Below are 17788 nucleotides of genomic sequence, written 5' to 3'. Positions count from 1 at the left end.
ACGAAGCGTGCGGGCCCCCGGGGAAGCCGGGAACCCGCACGCGTGGAGCAACTGCTGTTTTATGACCCCAGGAAGTCGTCGAGCGACCCTGCCATTTCTCCGAACAGCCCAAATACGAGGTCGAAATTACTGAAATCGCCGGTGCCGTCGTTGTCCCGGATCCACAGCGCGAAGGCCGCGAGCGTGTCGAGAATTGAACCGAACATGTGCGTAAACCCCTTCGTGGTACACCGCAGTAGCGCGGGTTTTCGCGCCTCTGTTCACCGTAGGGACAGCGCGCGCGCCGGTCCGGCGAACGAGTCACTGATCGAAATCAGATGAATGACAATTCGTTTACAGGTGCGGCGCGAGTTCCTCGTCGGGGATACGTTCCCTGACTCTGTCGCGGGCGTCCTCGCGCACGAGGTACGGTGACACGCTGCTCCGGTGTTCATTGAGATCGAGGTTTTTCCCGATCGCGGGAAATGCACGCTGCGGGCACGTATCGCGTTCACAAATTCTGCAGCCCACGCCGATCGGAGTGGCGGTGCCCGTGTCTGACAGGTCGAGTCCGTCGGCGTAGACCGTCCGGCCGGCATGCCGCACTTCACAGCCGAGGCCGATCGCGAAAGTCTTGCCGGGTTCGCCGTATCGGGACGCGCGGCGCTCAACAGTGCGAGCGATCCAGAGATATCGGCGGCCGTCCGGCATCTCCGCGATCTGCCGCATTATTTTGCCTGGATAGGCGAACGTTTCGTAGACGTTCCACAGGGGGCAGGTGCCGCCCGTCGAAGAGAAATGGAAGCCCGTGGCGGATTGGCGCTTCGACATATTGCCGGCCCGGTCGACCCGGACGAACGAGAATGGCACACCGCGCAGGTTGGGTCGCTGCAGAGTGGAGAGCCGGTGACAGATCGACTCGTAGCTCACCGCGTAGAACGCGGAGAGCCGTTCTACGTCGTACCGGAAGTCTTCCGCCACCTCGTGAAATTGGCGGTACGGGAGCATGGTGGCGGCGGCGAAGTATTTGGCCAGGCTCACGCGCGCTAGTTTGTGCGCCGCATCTGAGCTGAAGTTCCCTTCATCGACAAGGTGGTCGAGCAGGTCGCCGCATTCCAGATAGGCGAGTTCGGTGGCGAACTTGAAAACCTGCTGTCCGGCCGAAAGGTGCGAAGAAATCTCGAGCACCCGCGTTTCTGGGTGGTAACGGTGGAGAACCGAATCCCCGAGGTCGATGCGCTTGATGATCTGCACGCCGTGCACGCGTTCGAGTCGCCGGGTGATTTCCCTGCGAAGGTCAGCATGGTGCATCCGCATCTGTACGGTGAGCTGCTCTGCCGCCGTATCGAGTTCGTGAAAGTAGTTCTGCCGCTGGTAAACGTAGTCTCGCACTTCCTCGTGAGGCATCGTGATCGCACCGGAACCACTGCCGTCGTTGAATCGGTCTTCGGTCGCCGCCGCGAGTTGTGATGACGTATTGCGATACCGGCGATGCAAGTTGACAACGGCTCGGGCGATCGCCGGGTGCGCCTGGACGAGCTGGGCCACCTCTTCGGGATCAGCTTCGGCGCCCACGTCGGAGTCGAGGAGGACCTCGCGTACCTCGGCGATCAGCCGAGTGGTGTCTTGGGACGCGAAGAACGTGGCGTCGACGCCGAAGAGTTCGGTAATGCGCAGCAACACCGGCACGGTTAGCGGACGCACGTCGTGCTCGATCTGGTTGAGGTAGCTCGGCGAAATGTCGAGCATCTTCGCAAGCTCGACCTGAGTGAGGCCGCGTTCGGCCCGCAGTTGTCGCAGTCGCGCTCCGACGTACGTCTTGGCCACGTAGTCCAGGCTAGCTGCGCGCGCGGGTGTTCTCACGCCAGCATTGGCAATTTTCGCAAGGCTCGTGAAGCGGGTGTGTGCGCTGCCCACCTGCGAGCCTCAACGTAGGGACACTCGCAGACTCACAATGTCGCTAAGGGGTGGACGGAATGCGCTCTGCGATCTCCCAGGTGCCAGAGCGCCAGAGGATGTGCGGGACGACAGTGCGATGTGAAAATCATCACACCCACCTCCCCTCCTGGCCATGGCGGATGTTTACCGGCGGTAGTGCGATGGCTGAACGCTGGCGCCCGGGTGCCCCATCTCACCTGCGCTAACGTAACGCCCGTACTGTTTTCACAGAAGATCACCCTCCGGGTTCTTCGCAAAATTTGCAAAACGTGTGTGAATCCTAGCCAGAATTGGCACTTGCAAGGGGTAGACCAGCGTCTTTAGGGTATGGCATCGTCGGTTAAGTAACCGATCCGCTGAGGTAAACGGATGTGAAACCGGTTCGTTGTGTGAGTGCCCGGTAACGGGCCGTTTACATGGGAACCGGGCTTGCGCCTCAAGGGTCAGAATCAAATAAGAAACTGGAGAATCGATGTCCAACGTCGGTAAGCCACGTACCGCTGCTGAGATTCAGCAGGACTGGGACACCAACCCCCGCTGGAACGGAATCACGCGCGATTACTCTGCTGAGCAGGTTGCTGAGCTCCAGGGCAGTGTTGTAGAAGAGCACACGCTGGCTCGTCGTGGCGCCGAAATCCTCTGGGAAGGCGTCAACGGAGACGGCTACATCAACGCGCTCGGTGCACTGACCGGCAACATGGCCGTTCAGCAGGTCCGCGCGGGCCTGAAGGCCATCTATCTCTCCGGCTGGCAGGTCGCGGGTGACGCGAACCTCTCGGGCCACACCTACCCGGACCAGAGCCTCTACCCGGCCAACTCGGTTCCCGCCGTTGTTCGCCGCATCAACAACGCGCTGCTCCGTGCTGACGAAATCGCTCGCGTCGAGGGCGACACCTCTGTCGACAACTGGCTCGTTCCGATCGTCGCCGACGGTGAGGCCGGCTTCGGTGGCGCACTCAACGTGTACGAGCTGCAGAAGGCGATGATCGCAGCGGGTGCCGCTGGTACCCACTGGGAGGATCAGCTCGCGTCGGAGAAGAAGTGCGGTCACCTCGGTGGCAAGGTTCTCATTCCGACCCAGCAGCACGTCCGCACGCTGACCTCGGCACGTCTCGCTGCCGACGTTTCGAACACGCCGACCGTCGTGATCGCGCGTACCGACGCTGAGGCCGCGACCCTCATCACCTCTGATGTGGACGAGCGCGACAAGCCGTTCATCACCGGTGAGCGGACCGCAGAGGGCTTCTACAACCTGAAGAACGGCATCGAGCCCTGCATCGCACGTGCTAAGGCATACGCCCCGTACGCCGACATGATCTGGATGGAGACCGGCGTGCCGGACCTGCAGGTCGCACGCAAGTTCGCCGAGGCAGTCAAGGCTGACTTCCCGGACCAGTTGCTGTCGTACAACTGCTCACCTTCCTTCAACTGGAAGAAGCACCTCGACGACGCAACGATCGCGAAGTTCCAGCGTGAACTCGGCGCGATGGGCTTCAAATTCCAGTTCATCACGCTTGCCGGCTTCCACGCGCTCAACTACAGCATGTTCGATCTGGCCTACGGCTACGCTCGCGAGGGTATGACCGCCTACGTCGATCTGCAGGAGCGCGAGTTCGCGTCAGAAGAGCGCGGCTACACCGCCACGAAGCACCAGCGTGAGGTTGGCGCCGGCTACTTCGACCGGATCGCCACCACCGTTGACCCCAACACCTCCACTGCTGCTCTCAAGGGCTCCACTGAAGAAGGCCAGTTCCACTGATGACCGGGCAAGCTGACGCTCCCGCTGCGAAAGCAGGTGCCGGAGAAAAGATCTCGCGTGTTGGTGTTATCGGCGCCGGGCAGATGGGTGCTGGTATCGCAGAGGTGTGCGCTCGCGCACACGTCGACGTGCTGGTGTTCGAACAGTCCCGTGAACTCGCCGCAGCAGGCCGTGCGCGGATCCTCCGGTCACTTGACCGCGGTGTGAGTAGCGGAAAGATCACCGAGCGGGAGCGTGAGCAAGCCGCATGGCGGCTGCGTTTCACCTCCGATCTCGGTGATTTCGCCGATCGTCAGCTTGTCGTGGAAGCAGTGGTCGAAGACGAAAAAGTCAAGACGGAAATTTTCCGTGAGCTTGACGAGGTCGTCACCGACCCGAAAGCCGTGCTGGCGTCGAACACCTCGTCCATCCCGATCATGAAGCTCGGGATGGCGACGAAGAACTCGAGCCGCGTGGTTGGCATGCACTTCTTTAATCCGGTGCCTGTCCTCCCGCTCGTGGAACTTGTGACCACCCTGATGACCGGTCCTGAGGTGACGGAGCGTGCGGAAACGTTCGCTCGCGACATTCTCGGTAAGCAGGTGGTGCGGTCCGCCGATCGTTCGGGCTTCGTGGTCAACGCCCTCCTCGTCCCGTACCTCCTCTCCGCGATACGGATGGTGGAGTCGGGGTTTGCGACGGTGGAGGACATCGACAAGGCGATTGTGCTCGGTCTGGCCCATCCAATGGGGCCGCTGGCTCTCAGCGATCTCGTCGGCCTCGACACGATCAAGGCGATCGCCGACTCGATGTACGAGGAGTTCAAGGAGCCGCTGTACTCGCCGCCGCCGCTGCTGCTGCGCATGGTTGAGGCAGGCCGGCTCGGCAAAAAGGCTGGACACGGGTTCTATCAGTACCCAGCCTCAGGCCGTCCGTCAGCAAAATGATGGGCGAAACCGGCACGGCTCGCTGAGCCGCTCATAGAGTGCTCGAACAGAAAGGGGTGCGGTCATTCTTCACGGAACGGCCGCGCCCCTTTCGTGTCGCTAGGAGCGTTTCTCGCAGTAGGGTTGCCTCGAGCACACATACTGGCCAGCTCTCGGCACCACGCCGGAACGCGGCGCAGGAAAGGTGAAGGCAGGAATGACCAGTTCCCCCCACATGAGTGAGTACCGCTCGAGCATTCTGGGCTACCCGCGGATCGGTCCTCGCAGGGAACTCAAGCGCGCGCTCGAAGCCTACTGGCGTGGCGGTATCTCGCAGCAGGAACTGGTTGAGACGGGCAGAGAGTTACAGGAAGCGACGTGGAGTGAACTGGCGGCCACCGGGCTGTCACAAGTTCCGGGCAATACCTTCTCGTACTACGATCACGTCCTCGACACCGCCTTTCTGTTCGGGGCGATTCCACAACGGTTCAAGGCGCTCGAGGCGCAACTGAACCCGCTTGATCTGTACTTCACGATGGCGCGCGGTATGCCCGATTTTCCGCCCCTTGAGCTCGTGAAGTTCATCAGCAGCAACTACTACTACCGGCAGCCGGAAATGGAGCCGGACATGGAGTTCGCGCTGAGCGCGGACCATGTCATTGACGAAATAAAGCGCGGTGCTGCAGCGGGCATCGAGCTTCGCCCAGTCGTTCTTGGGCCTGTCACGCTGTTGCTGATGAGCAAGGCCGCTGGGGATGCGCCAGCAGACTTCCGGACACTGGACCTCCTTGACCGGTTGCTGGTCAAATACGAAGAGCTTTTCGATCGCCTCGCCCGCGCGGGCACCACCTGTGTGCAGCTGGATGAGCCGTACTTCACGATGGAACGGACAAGCGCGGAACTCGACGCGTTTCAGCGGGCGTATGACACACTCAGCCGATCACCGCTTCGCCCGAGGCTCTTGGTCACCGGCCAATACGGAGACTTTGGGCCAGCGCTCCCGATACTTGCCTCGACGAACGTCGAAGCCATCGGACTTGATCTTGTGGCAGCGCCGAAAACTCCAGCGGAGCTGGCAGCTATCCCTGGGCTGCGCCGCAAGCGGTTATATGCGGGTGTGGTGAGTGGTCGCAACGTATGGAAGACAGATAAATACGAAACGCTCGACTACTTGCAGCAACTGCAACAGGTCATCCCCGACATCGTAGTTTCGACGTCGTGCACCCTCCTGCACGTCCCCGTCGATGTCCTCTCTGAATTCGACCTTCCCGGTGATGTGGCAGACCGGCTGGCCTTCGCAAAACAGAAGGTAGGCGAGGTCGTCGCGCTGGCGCGGGCGCTGAAGGACGGTGCGCCGCAGCGCTGGCGAGCGACGTCAGGTGAGCTGCAGGTAGCCCCCAATGACGCGGTTCGCAAGCGCGTCGCGGCGATTACCGACGCGGACCGCCAGCGCCTCCCATATAGCGAGCGGCGCGATGCACAGCAGCGAGCTTTGCCGCTGCCGAAGGTGCCGACCACGACCCTGGGGTCGTATCCGCAGTCGGCTGCGGTGAAGCAGGCGCGGTACGACCTCGGTCTCGATCGGATCTCGTACGACGAGTACATCACCGTCGTCAAGAGTGAGATCGAGAAGGTAATCCGGCTTCAGGAAGACATCGGGCTCGACGTTCTCGTGCACGGCGAGATCGAACGCAATGACATGATTCAGTACTTCGCTGAACTGCTCGAGGGATATGCGGTGACGCGCAACGGCTGGGTCCAGGTTTACGGATCGCGGTGTGTGCGTCCGCCTGTCCTTTACGGCGATGTTTCGCGCCCAAAGGCGATGACTGTGGACTGGATCACCTACGCGCAATCGCTCACCGACAAGCCGGTAAAGGCCATCCTCACTGGGCCTGTCACTATGTTGGCGTTCTCCTTCGTTCGTGATGACCAGCCACCGCAGGAGACAGTCGTCCAGCTCGCCCTGGCGATCCGCGACGAGGTCACGGACCTCGAAGCTGCCGGGATCACGATCATCCAAGTTGACGAGCCCGCGATCAGAACGCTGTTGCCGCGCCATCCGGCGGGCCGCGAGGAGTACCTGGAGTGGGCCGTCGGCGCGTTCCGTCTTGCGACAGCCGGGGTGAAACCTGAAACGCAGATCCACACCCACATGGGCCTTTCAGGTGTCGCCGCCGTCGTGGAGGCGATCGAAGACCTCGACGCTGACGTCACATACCTCGTGTCGGCAACCCGGAACCTCTATTGGGTGCTCGACGCTCTGAAGGATGCTGGACTCACCCGAGGTGTCGGACCAGGTGTATATGAGACACATTCCGCGCGGATCCCAGACATCGATGAGGTAGATGAGCTCCTTACAAAGGCGCTCCAGGCCGTCGAACCGGAACGGTTGTGGGCCAATCCCGATGGGGGCCTCAAGACGCGCCACGGATGGCAGCTCGAACCGTCGCTGCGAAACCTCGTCGCGGCAGCGCGGCGCATCCGGCGCCGCGCGGGGCAGGGCTAGAGGCGCGGCGGAGCGCGCCCTCCTCACCGGTGCGGCCGAGCGGGGAAGTTCAATTGTGAGTGACAATGGTCCAGTGCAGCTCATGGACCTCAATGACGAAGCCAAGCGCCGTGATCTTCGCAAGATGAAGATGCTCTCGCTTGCCTGCCTGTTTGTGGCGGCATCGATCTATCTGTATTGCCGTTACCTAGAATCCCAGGAAGACACGGCTGGCTGGGTGAGCTTCCTGCGCGCGGCCTCTGAAGCTGGCGTGGTCGGCGGTCTTGCTGACTGGTTCGCGGTGACCGCACTGTTCAAGCGGCCCATGGGATTACCGATTCCGCACACCGCACTGATCAAGAAAAAGAAGGATCAGCTTGGGGAGAACCTCGGCACCTTCGTCGGATCGAACTTCTTGTCCAGGGACGTGGTGACTCAGCGATTGCGGTCTGCGGAACTGCCCGCGAAAGCAGGGGAATGGCTCGCCGACCCCGCGCGCGCGGACCGCGTCGCCACTGAGGCTTCCTCCATGCTGCGTGCGTTCGTGATGGTCCTCCGCGACGAGGATGTCCAGCAAGTCATCGATCACACTCTCGTCAAACGCATCGCCGAACCGCAGTGGGGCCCGCCGCTGGGGAAAATCCTCAGTGAGCTGCTGAACGAAAACCGGCAGTTGCCGATCATCGAACTGCTCTGCGACCGTGCCTATCAATGGGCGCTGGGGTCGCAGGAAACGATCGACCGCATCGTGACGCGGGATTCACCGACGTGGTCACCGAAGGTTGTCGACCTGCTTGTCGGTGAGAAGATCCACCGTGAACTCGTCGAATTCGCGTGGAAGGTGCGCGCGGATCCGGAGCATGAGGTCCGCGTCGCGATTAACAAATTCCTCTTCGATTTCGCTGATGATCTGCAGCATGACGAGACCACCATCGCGAAGGCTGAGCGAGTCAAGACCGAGTTGATGAATCGCAAGGAGGTCACCGGACTCGCGAGTGCCGCCTGGCGGCTGGTGAAGAAGATGATTCTCGAGTCGGTGGATGATCCCGACAGCACGCTGCGGCGAAAAATCCGGGAGTCGGTGATCAGCTTCGGCGAGCGGCTGAACCGCGATGCCGCGCTGCGGGAGAAGATTGAGCGGTGGCTGACGGATGCGGCGGGTTACATCATCGACAACTATGCCCACGAGATCACAAGCATCATCAGCGACACTGTCGCTAAATGGGATGCTGATGAGGCAAGCGAAAAGATAGAACTGCAGGTTGGGCGGGATCTCCAGTTCATCAGAATCAACGGCACGGTCGTTGGCGCGCTGGCGGGCCTGTCGATCCACAGCATTACCCATTTGCTTTTCGGTGGGTAGTGTGAAAAGCATCACATAATGGTGCAGACACAACTAAGGTGAGTGCTTGCAGCAGTTAGCGCACGTGAGTACCCTCACGCACGTAGCCGGAGCAGAAGGTGGAGTTGATGGCCCAGGCTGACGGCGAGTTCGACACCGCACAATCTGAACCCGAGTTGGTTGCTGAGGAAAGCAGCCAGGCGGTGGAGGAAGCGCGGGACGCTGAGGATGAGCAGAACTCGCCCAACCGCTCCGTAGCGCCCGACAATGAGGTCGGGGATGCGTCCGATCATGAGGGTCTCTCTGACGCTTCACGTCAGAGTGGGGGGCCTGCGGCAGTCCGCGTTGTGAGTAACGCGGCGCAGGATATTGGAAGCTTCATCCGTGCGCAGCGGGAGCTGGCTCAGGTGTCACTGCGCCAGCTCGCAGAGCGGGCGGGCGTGAGCAACCCCTACCTCAGTCAGATCGAACGTGGGCTACGCAAACCGTCCGCTGAAGTACTCGGCCAGATCGCGAAAGGTCTGAGGGTGTCGGCTGAGGCGCTTTATGTGCGAGCAGGGATCTTGGAACAGCGAGAGTCGAGTCCTGTCCGGGACGCGGTCCTGGCGGATGCCACGCTCAACGAGCGCCAAAAGCAAGTCATTCTCGAGATCTACAACTCGTTCTGTCGCGAGAACGAAACCGGTCAGCAGTAGACGCACGCGCGGGAGCGGCTTGCTCGCTGGGTACGCTCACCCACGTTCGGCTGCTGTCCTGGTGCACACATACGTCGACATTGATGGGGAGCAACAACACATGGCAAAAACAATCGACTCTGTAAAGACGCCACTGTTCGCGGCTGTCGGTGCAGGAGACCTCGCAGTTGAGGCCGTCGGTGGGTTCGTGAAGGACATCAGGGGCCGGGCGGCAACCGCTGCCACAGACACTCAAGCGCGCGCACACCGTACTCGTGAGATGCTGGCGGCACTGCCGTCGCAGGTGCCCGGAGATCTGACCGAGCTGCGCGCACGCATCAACCCGGACGATATCCGTAAGCAAGCGGAAACGTACCTGCACAATGCTGCGGGTACCTACGGTGCCCTCGCGCAGCGTGGGGAGAGCCGGATCGAGACACTTCGGAAGCAGCCTGTCGTCGAGGCGCGCCTTAGTGATGCCGCAGAGAAGACGGAAGACGCGATCGAAGAGCTGGGTAAGCGTTCGCGGCTCGTTCGTGAGTTCGCGAATCGCACCGTTGGCCGCCTCGCCGCACGCTCAGAGAAAGCGGTCGACACCGTCACGGCGCAGGCAACAGGCGCTGTCGAAGCAGTCAGTGGTGCCGCGAACGCGGCAGTTGCCGAGGCTGCCGAGGTGCGCGACGCCGTTGCTGACCGCGTCGCCGACATTGCCGACGAGACTCGGGAGACGCTCGCCTCGACCGCGGACGATGCTGCGGACGCAACGGAGGACGCAGTCGCTGACGTCAAGGATGCGGCCGAAGAGGTAAAGGCCGAAGCAAAGCCGGACCAGACGAAGAAGGCGCCGACGCGCCGCACCGCTACGAAGCGAACAGGTACCACGGCGTCACGGCGAAAGTCCACCGCCGCCAAGTCTGAGCAGCAGTGAGTTGAGACAGCTGGGGCCGTGCCTGATCGATGGGCGTGGCCCCAGTCATGTAGCTCGTGGATTAGTACCCAATTACAGTAGTAAGGGTGCAACTCCAGGCTTTTGTTTCTCTGCTGCTGACTCTTGCCGCGCTAGGTGCGGGAGCGTTCGCCGTTCTGCATGCCGTTCGCCAGCGCTCTGACGCGTTTCCAGCGGTCGATAAGCTAACGAAACCGGTGTGGCTGGGGATTCTCGCAGTCTCGACTGTCGTGCTTCTCCTGTTTCAATTGCCGAGCCTGCTTGGCTTCGTCGCAGTCATCGCGATTGGTGTGTACCTGGCCGATGTGCGCCCAAGGGTGGATGAAATCCAGCGCGGCCCACGTTGGTGAACACCGCGAGAAAGTTGCGCGTTAAACCTTGACAATGGTCATTGTCTCAATGGTACGGTGTTAATCAAGCCCCAACGAGGAGGCTTGATCGGACATACAACCGATGTGCCTTGAGGAGTGATCAACGTTGATCGTCCATGAACTGAGGCGTACTGCCCCTGCGGAAGGGGCCCGTGGACAGGGTGAAGCTGGCGTCGGCAGCGCGGCGGACGCATCTGAAGTGACCTACCTGCAGGCGCGGCCAATGGAGTCCAGCGCCGAAGAAACGGGCCGCCGTCTGCTTGAATCCGCAGCACGAAAGTCTCATGATCCCGCAACGGAGATCGACTGGGATGCTCCGGTCGACCCGGATCTGTATGGAATGACGCCCGAGTGGTCGAGTCTGTACGGGACCGATATGTGGGACAAGATGACGCCCGAGCAGCGGGTTACTCTCACCACCCACGAAGCGGCGAGCATTAGTGGCACCGGTATCTGGTTTGAGCTGATTCTGATGCAGATGCTGCTCCGCGATATCTACTGGCGGGACGCGTCGACTTCGCACGTGCAGTTCGGACTCACCGAAATCGCAGACGAGTGCCGGCATTCGACGATGTTCGCTCGTGCGGCGACCAAGATGGGTGTGCCGTCTTATCGGCCGGGCAAGGTGGTCATGCACCTTGCGAATGGATTCAAGTCGGTTGCGACTGGCGCGCTCGCCTATGGCGGTACCCTGTTTGCCGAGGAAATTCTCGACATGATGCAGCGTGACTTCATGCGCGATGAACGGGTTCAGCCAGTAACGCGCGCGGTGAGCCAGATTCACGTCCTGGAAGAGGCCCGGCATATCCGATTCGCTCGCGAGGAGACGATTCGCCGAATGCGCGAGGTGAACTGGTTCCAGCGTGAAGGTGCCCGCTTGTTGCTGGGAATCACGGCCTATTTCATTGTGACGGAACTAGTAAATCCAGAGGTATACCGCGCGGCCGGCCTTGACCCTAAAGCGGCGAAGAAGGCGGCCCGCAACAATCCGCACTATCAGCGGAAGATCCGCGAAGGCTCGCGCAAAACGATCGAGTTCCTCGACAGCGTCGGACTAATCGGCGGGCCGTCGAAGATCCTGCTGCGCAGGGCGAACATAATCTGACGATTGTTTTACCCAGGCGGGCTGTAATGTCCGGGAAACTCGCAAAAGCCCGGAAAAGCCCGGAAAGTCTTGGCGCGGTATACTCCACGCAGATGCTCACAGAGCAGATTGCTCGGCCTAGCCATCATCCCTCCGTTCGGCGCGGAGGTGAGCGAAAGCGGGAGATGAAGGAATACCGGATCGACGATCTGGCACGCGCGGCGGGCATCAGCGTCCGCAATGTCCGCGTGTACCAAGACCGGGGGTTGCTGCCACCGCCACGTAAGGAAGGGCGTACTGGCTGGTACAACGAGTCTCATCTCTCGCGTCTGCGGCTGATCATCCGGATGCTGGAGCGCGGTTACACCTTCGCCACGATCAGCGAGCTCCTGCTGGCGTCACAGTATGGGATGAGCGTCGAGGACATTCTTGAGACGGACGACCTTCGCGGCCCCCTGGGGTTCTTCCGGGCGAAAGCCAGAGGCACTCTGGGGGAGCTGCGGAAAATATTTGGGGATCAAACCCCGGTTCCGGGCCCGGAGCGAGCCAAAGAACTCAGCGTGCTTCGTGCTGAGGACCTATTAGGCATCGATCCGCGTTTGCGTGAGGTTGCGCAATCGCTTGTCGATTTCGGAGTACCTCCGGATCGGATTCTCGAGCAAGGCAAAGTTGTCCGTGATGATTTGCGTGACGTCGCCCGCGTATTCGTCACCACGATCACCGAGGTATTCCTGCCCGACGGTCTTCAGGGCGGGGCGAGTATACCGCTTGACGAAAAACGCGTAGCCGAACTCGCTGAGCTGTCCAAAAAACTGCGGCCGCTGGCCAACCGCGTCGTCGATCTCCTCTTTAGTGAAGTGATGGAGATTGAAATCAGCAAGGCCATCAACCGCGCTGCCGCGGCGCTGAACGGCAACGAGCCGGAATCGGCGTCGGACGAGTCCGCGCAGTAACGCGCGATCCTCGCAGCTGCGCAATTTTCGCACCAAAAATCACGCGATCGCTTGCAAATCAGCGTACTTTGTAAAAGGATCGGGATAAGCGCAATGGAGCGCCTGCCGGCGTGAGCCGGTGCCACGAACACAATGAGGTGAACTGGTGAGACTTCCGGTGATCGGTGCGTTGTCGCAGACGATGTCGTATCCGCTGCGCCCGCTTGATCGTGCTCGCGAGACACTGCTGGACGGTGTTGCAGCACCGGCTCGCAAATTGCTCAGCAGGGGCGAAGCCGATGGCGGTTCGAGCGCGAGCCCTGTCACTGCGCTCAGCAGTCCCTCGCTTTTCACAGAGATTAGTGCCCACTCAGATGAGCGGTACGTCGCCTCAAAGGACGGCACCAAACTCAACGTCCGCGTATTCGGGCGGCCAGGTGCGCAGCCCATCGTCCTCGCGCACGGCTGGACCTGTTCCATCGATTTCTGGCGCCCGCAGATCAACGCCCTCGCCGACGAGTTCCGGGTGATCACCTACGATCAGCGTGGACACGGTCGCAGCGAACTCGGGCGGGCCAAACTCAGCCCCCAAACGCTTGCTGACGATTTTGCGGCGGTCACCACAGCGACGCTGGCGCCTGGTGAACGCGCCGTGATGGCGGGTCACAGCATGGGCGGCATGACGATCATGTCCTGGTCAGAGCGGTACCCATCAGAGGTAGCACGGTACGCGTCGGCTGCGCTGCTGCTCAGCACGGCCTCAGACTCGCTGACTGCTGAAGAACTCGTCGTGCCGTCACTGCTGCGCGGTGTTCCGGGCCGTCCTCAGCTGGTACATGCGCTGATCTCCGCGCCGGTGCCCGCCGGGCTCATGCTGTCTGACCTGCTTCGCTACGCGACTATGGGCAGCGAATCGACCCCAGAACAGCGCGACTTCTGCCGCGCCATCGTGCACGCGTGCCCGCCGCGAGTCCGCGGCAGGTGGGGCACTGTGCTCGGGCGCCTGAACATTGCAGATGCTCTTGAGAACCTGCACGTGCCCACGAGCGTGCTGGTGGGAAGTGCGGACCGGCTGACACCACCGGTGCATTCGTACCGGATCAAGGAGCGACTCGAACAGGCTGGGCATCTTGAGTCGTTCATCGAGGTGCCCAAGATCGGTCACATGAGCCCAATCGAGGCACCGGAGACGGTGATCTCACAGATCCGGCGCCTCGCAGCGCTGCCCGCGGCGCATCGGCGCGTGGGCTGACGCGTCAGCTGAAAATCACGGTCTTGCGACCGTGCACCTGGACGCGGTCTTCCAGATGCCAGCGGAGACCGCGAGCAAGCACAATCTTCTCGATATCGCGGCCCTGCCGAACCATGTCGGGGATCGTGTAGGAGTGATCGATGCGTACAACATCTTGTTCAATGATGGGGCCCGCGTCGAGTTCAGCTGTCACATAGTGGCAGGTGGCGCCGATGATCTTCACGCCACGGTCATGTGCTTGATGGTATGGCCGTGCGCCCACAAATGACGGTAAGAAGCTGTGATGAATGTTGATCGCTCGGCCCTTCCAGTGTGCACACAACTCGGGTGGCAGCACCTGCATGAAACGCGCCAGCACCACCGCATGCGGGTTGTGGGCATCGACGAGTTCCCGAACCTGTTCGAACGCTGACTTGCGTTCTTCTTGGTCCGCCGGAAACGGGACGTGGGTAAATGGGACGCCGTGCGCCTCGGCGACACCTTCGAGGTTGCGATGGTTGCCGATCACTGCGCAGATCTCACCAGGCAGCTCGCCAGTGGCAGCTCGTCCGAGTAAGTCATGCAGACAATGGCCCTCCTTGCTGACAAGCAAGACAAGGCGTTTGCGCTCGCCGGTGTCATGGACGGACCACTCAGCTTCCCTGCCGAAAGTCGCTGCGATCTCGGCGAAGCGTCCGCGGAACTCCTCCAGACTCATACGAACTGAGGATGCCGTGACCGCTTGCCGCGTGAAGAACCATCCTGTGTCCGGATCAGCGTGATACGCGGCCTCGACAATCCACGCACCCGCGCCAGCCAGAAAGCCAGACAACCGCGCCACGATGCCCAGCGCGTCGGGACAGCCGAGAGACAACACGAAACGACGTTCGTCGGAGACCGCGTTCAATACCATGCCGGTAAGTATGACAAGCTCACCAGAATGGAACCTCTTCGCAGTATCACTCGCGCGCGTGTCGCTGAGATGGTTGATCACACGCTGCTGAAGCCGGAGGCCACACGGGGTGATGCTGACGCGCTGATTGCGGAGGCACAAGAGTTGGGCGTGCTCGCGATCTGCGTCTCCCCGTCAATGCTGCCCGTTCGGGCTGAGGGTCTCGTCGTAGCCACGGTCGCGGGTTTCCCCTCTGGGAAGCACCATTCCCTCGTGAAGGGTTTCGAGGCGCGCATGGCGGTCGAAAACGGCGCAGCCGAGGTCGACATGGTCATCGACGTCGGCAGCGCCATAGCTGGTGATTACGATGCCGTTCTCCAGGACATCCTGATTGTTCGAGAGGCTGCGGACGGCGCAGTTTTGAAAGTGATCATCGAATCCGCAGCCCTGCCGGACGGCGCGATCGTGGCGGTCTGTGAGGCGGCACGCAGGGCGGGGGCGGATTTCGTGAAGACGTCGACCGGTTTTCATCCGGCTGGCGGCGCGTCCGTGCATGCGGTCGAACTGATGGCGAAAACCGTCGGCGGCGCACTCGGTGTCAAGGCGAGTGGCGGCATACGCACCGCGGAAGCCGCGCGAGAGATGATTCAGGCTGGTGCGACTCGGCTGGGCCTCTCTGGCACTCGCGCCGTGCTCGCTGGCTTCGCTGACAGTTAACGGCCGTCAGAAGAGCGAGCAGGTCACTTCTTCACCGGTCATCTCGGCACGCTCCATTTCGGTGTACCCGCCCTCGAGCCGCAGTTCGATGCCCTCGCCTGTGACGGTGAGATTGGTCGGCTTCATGTCGAGCGGAAACTCGGAGAGCCCGTCGCCGATGGTCTGAATGATGGCTTGCGGTAGCTCCCGCGGGATACCGATCCCAAGCAAGTTGGCGTCCGTCACCTCCAAGTTGATTGCCTCGTTCTGCACGGACGGCGCCACCGTGACACTCAAGATCGCCCCCACAATCTGGATGCCGAGCGTCTGATCGGCTGGTCGCGGCTCGACCGCCGTCACGACGGCCAGGACACCCTGGCGCTGCAGTGTCGCAAGGATCCCGGGCGCGGACCACGTGATGTCGGCGGTGGAGCGCTCGACAGTGGTCGCGATCTCGCCGTCATCGAAGGAGTGGACCCCTTCGAGGCGCAAATCCATGTGCATGCCGTCGGCGTCCCCGAGGCGGTCGCCCATGCTGGTCACCTCGACCCACGGGGTTTTGCCGTCCACCATTTGCATCAGCATCGGTTTACGGCTCATCGACACCGCGACGTCCGACCCGACCGACTGGCTCAGTGACTGGGCCATGCAATCTGAAACCCGATTGCGCAGGTAAAACTCGCTACCGATCCCCACCGCGGCGATGCCCACGAAGAGGACAGCCACCACGATCAGGGCGATGCTGCGCCCGCGGCGTTTGCCCTTCGCCGGGCCGGGTTTGTTCGGGTTCGTCGTCATCATCGACAGCCATTGTGCCCGAGGGGCCTGCAGATCGTGCTGCGAGAACACTGTGTTTTCCCTAAGGCTTTATCGCCTGACGCCCACCACTCACTTCGGCGCGACGGTTTCCCAACTGAGGGTGAGGACGCAATCACGCAGCCTGCGGCGCGGAATCGTCACCGCAAGCCCTGCCTCGCGCATGGCGCACAGCGTCGCCCGCCACCGCTGCCGCGGGCCGTAGGAGGCATAAGCAGCCGACCGAACCCAGCATGAATCCGCAAGGCGCAGCACGTCATGAATCCGCTCGCCGGCGATGTTTCGGTGAATCAGCGCTTTGGGTAAGCGCTCTGCGATATCGGACGGCAATGCGACTGCATGGGGATCCCACGCAAGCGTCAAGGTTAGCGGGCCCGTTTCGTCGAGTGTGATCCATGCGCATCGACGGCCCAGTTCATCGCAGGTGCCGTCGATGATGCGGCCGTGTGGCGCGAGTCGCGCACGCATCGTGGCCCACGCGTGGCCGACATCTTCTTCGCTGTATTGGCGCAGCACGTTGAACGCTCGCACGAGCACAGGGTTCAAGCCTGCCAGTTCGAACCCGCCCTGCCGGAACTCCACGCCGTCACGTGCGGGCACCACGCGTGACGGGTCGATTTCGAGGCCCACCACGCGGGTGGCGGGGACGGCGCTGCGCAACCGTGCCGCCAGTTCGAACGTAGTGGTAGGCCGTGCGCCGTATCCGAGATCGACCACTAACGGATCTTTCGCTTCCGCGAGAATCCGCTGAATGTCAGGATCGTTCACAAGCCAGCGGTCTGAGCGCCGCAGCCGGTTAACGCCTGTTGTTCCGCGCGTGATCTGCCCGACAGCACGGTACTGTTCACGCGCTCGCGGCGTTTTCGGGGCCCGCGTTACGGGTCCCGTTATAGGTGCTTCCCGATCCATTCTTCGGTGAAGGAATCTTCCTTCTCATAAAGGCGCACGAGGTTTTGAAGCACGACCTTCTCGAGTTTGCCGCCCACGATGGGTACGGATACGCGGGATTCAACGGTGGCTTCGATAATCGATCCGCTGCCGTCGGCTGCGAGCTTACGGGTGCCTTTGACGTCGCCCGGGCCGCCAGGCATCGCTGCGAATAGTTCGCCGGAAGCACTCGATGCTGCGCCGTCGAGGGCGGACCACGATTCCCGGCGCTGAATCACCATGTCATGTTTGATCACGGTATGCGCCACGGACGGCAGCTTCGAGCGCGGAATCGTCTGTTCCAGCTCCACCGAGATGCCGCCGTCATTCGTTTCGAAAGCGACAACGCGGGCGTTTGTGCCACCGACAGCAGTAAGCCGGTCTTCCCAATACTGCCGTGTCGCTAGCGCCTCGTAGACCTTCTCAGCGGGAAACGGAAACTCTTTGCGGTACTCAGTGCGGCGAGCCATATCCGGCAGGTTACCGTTCTCATGTGTCTGCCATCCAATCAACTGATGTCGTGGCGCGGCTCGCTGCTGAGTTCGGAGCCTCGGTCACATTCGGGACACCGCTCGCCGCGCATACAACACTGCGCTTGGGCGGTCCGGCGGCAGCGATTGTCACCTGTACAACCACGGAAATGCTTGCTGGCGTCGTTCGAAAGCTCGATCAAGAGCAGATTCCGCTGTTGATCCTGGCAGGTGGATCGAACCTGGTGATCGCGGATGAGGGCGCCGAAGCGGTTGTTGTCCGCGTCGCGACCACGTCGTATTCCCTTGACGGGGCCATCGTGCGGGCTGAAGCGGGA

General features: G+C 61.7%; 18 protein-coding genes. 12 read left to right on the top strand and 6 right to left on the bottom strand.

The annotated features are described in order from the left end of the window. Positions 1 to 59: 59 nt before the first annotated feature. Positions 60 to 206 (bottom strand): hypothetical protein, encoded by a 147-nt coding sequence (locus tag ONR57_RS08565; RefSeq protein WP_265122775.1) that lies wholly within the window; start codon positions 204 to 206, stop codon positions 60 to 62. A 127-nt stretch (positions 207 to 333) separates the two neighbouring features. Further along, complete coding sequence (ramB, locus tag ONR57_RS08560; RefSeq protein WP_265122774.1) at positions 334 to 1806, bottom strand: acetate metabolism transcriptional regulator RamB; 1473 nt, start codon at positions 1804 to 1806, stop codon at positions 334 to 336. 583 nt (positions 1807 to 2389) lie between these two features. Between ramB and aceA the strand changes: the two genes are divergently transcribed. The 10 genes from aceA to ONR57_RS08510 all read left to right on the top strand — a co-directional run bounded on the left by aceA (position 2390) and on the right by ONR57_RS08510 (position 13670). Then, on the top strand, positions 2390 to 3676 hold the full coding sequence (gene aceA / locus ONR57_RS08555; protein ID WP_265122773.1) for an isocitrate lyase: 1287 nt from the start codon (positions 2390 to 2392) through the stop codon (positions 3674 to 3676). Then, positions 3676 to 4602 carry a 3-hydroxybutyryl-CoA dehydrogenase gene (locus ONR57_RS08550; protein WP_265122772.1) on the top strand — a complete coding sequence of 309 codons (927 nt, stop codon included), beginning with the start codon at positions 3676 to 3678 and terminating at the stop codon, positions 4600 to 4602. The genes aceA and ONR57_RS08550 overlap by 1 nt, the downstream gene beginning before the upstream one ends. Positions 4603 to 4798: 196 nt before the next feature. Continuing rightward, complete coding sequence (gene metE / locus ONR57_RS08545) at positions 4799 to 7090, top strand: 5-methyltetrahydropteroyltriglutamate--homocysteine S-methyltransferase (RefSeq protein WP_265122771.1); 2292 nt, start codon at positions 4799 to 4801, stop codon at positions 7088 to 7090. 82 nt (positions 7091 to 7172) lie between these two features. Further along, entirely contained in the window at positions 7173 to 8432 is a 1260-nt protein-coding gene (locus ONR57_RS08540) for a DUF445 domain-containing protein (RefSeq protein WP_265122790.1), read from the top strand. 326 nt (positions 8433 to 8758) lie between these two features. Then, complete coding sequence (locus ONR57_RS23290; protein ID WP_265122789.1) at positions 8759 to 9106, top strand: helix-turn-helix domain-containing protein; 348 nt, start codon at positions 8759 to 8761, stop codon at positions 9104 to 9106. 100 nt (positions 9107 to 9206) lie between these two features. Next, entirely contained in the window at positions 9207 to 10013 is an 807-nt protein-coding gene (locus tag ONR57_RS08530; protein WP_265122770.1) for a hypothetical protein, read from the top strand. Positions 10014 to 10099: 86 nt separating this feature from the next. Beyond that, positions 10100 to 10381 (top strand): DUF2516 family protein, encoded by a 282-nt coding sequence (locus tag ONR57_RS08525; protein WP_265122769.1) that lies wholly within the window; start codon positions 10100 to 10102, stop codon positions 10379 to 10381. Positions 10382 to 10625: 244 nt separating this feature from the next. After that, positions 10626 to 11507 carry a diiron oxygenase gene (locus ONR57_RS08520; RefSeq protein WP_265122788.1) on the top strand — a complete coding sequence of 294 codons (882 nt, stop codon included), beginning with the start codon at positions 10626 to 10628 and terminating at the stop codon, positions 11505 to 11507. 92 nt (positions 11508 to 11599) lie between these two features. Then, positions 11600 to 12439 (top strand): MerR family transcriptional regulator, encoded by an 840-nt coding sequence (locus ONR57_RS08515; RefSeq protein ID WP_265122768.1) that lies wholly within the window; start codon positions 11600 to 11602, stop codon positions 12437 to 12439. 145 nt (positions 12440 to 12584) lie between these two features. Further along, positions 12585 to 13670, top strand: coding sequence for an alpha/beta fold hydrolase (locus ONR57_RS08510; protein ID WP_265122767.1), 1086 nt, complete (start codon positions 12585 to 12587; stop codon positions 13668 to 13670). 4 nt (positions 13671 to 13674) lie between these two features. Here ONR57_RS08510 and purU read toward each other — a convergent pair whose 3' ends face one another. Continuing rightward, the gene (purU, locus tag ONR57_RS08505; protein ID WP_265122766.1) at positions 13675 to 14562 is read right to left on the bottom strand and encodes a formyltetrahydrofolate deformylase; all 888 of its coding nucleotides are present in this window, start codon (positions 14560 to 14562) and stop codon (positions 13675 to 13677) included. A 27-nt stretch (positions 14563 to 14589) separates the two neighbouring features. On the opposite strand from purU, the gene deoC reads away from it, so the two are divergent. After that, a complete protein-coding gene (deoC, locus tag ONR57_RS08500; protein WP_265122765.1) occupies positions 14590 to 15258 on the top strand; it encodes a deoxyribose-phosphate aldolase in 669 nt (222 codons plus the stop codon). A gap of 6 nt (positions 15259 to 15264) precedes the next feature. On the opposite strand, the gene ONR57_RS08495 is transcribed toward deoC, so the two are convergent. The 3 genes from ONR57_RS08495 to ONR57_RS08485 form a co-directional block, all read right to left on the bottom strand. Continuing rightward, positions 15265 to 16086 carry a DUF2993 domain-containing protein gene (locus ONR57_RS08495; RefSeq protein ID WP_265122764.1) on the bottom strand — a complete coding sequence of 274 codons (822 nt, stop codon included), beginning with the start codon at positions 16084 to 16086 and terminating at the stop codon, positions 15265 to 15267. A 39-nt stretch (positions 16087 to 16125) separates the two neighbouring features. Then, a complete protein-coding gene (locus ONR57_RS08490) occupies positions 16126 to 16821 on the bottom strand; it encodes a class I SAM-dependent methyltransferase (RefSeq protein ID WP_374116423.1) in 696 nt (231 codons plus the stop codon). Between the two features lie 119 nt (positions 16822 to 16940). Beyond that, a complete protein-coding gene (locus ONR57_RS08485) occupies positions 16941 to 17450 on the bottom strand; it encodes a DUF2505 domain-containing protein (protein WP_265122763.1) in 510 nt (169 codons plus the stop codon). Positions 17451 to 17473: 23 nt separating this feature from the next. Here ONR57_RS08485 and ONR57_RS08480 point away from each other — a divergent pair. Further along, positions 17474 to 17788: FAD-binding protein (locus ONR57_RS08480; RefSeq protein WP_265122762.1), on the top strand; the 315-nt coding region annotated here is incomplete at its 3' end.

The organism is Hoyosella sp. YIM 151337 (assembly GCF_026041215.1).
GTDB lineage: Bacteria > Actinomycetota > Actinomycetes > Mycobacteriales > Mycobacteriaceae > Hoyosella.
Note: the sequence above shows the minus strand (reverse complement) of the source record. Positions and strands in the feature narration are given on the sequence as shown.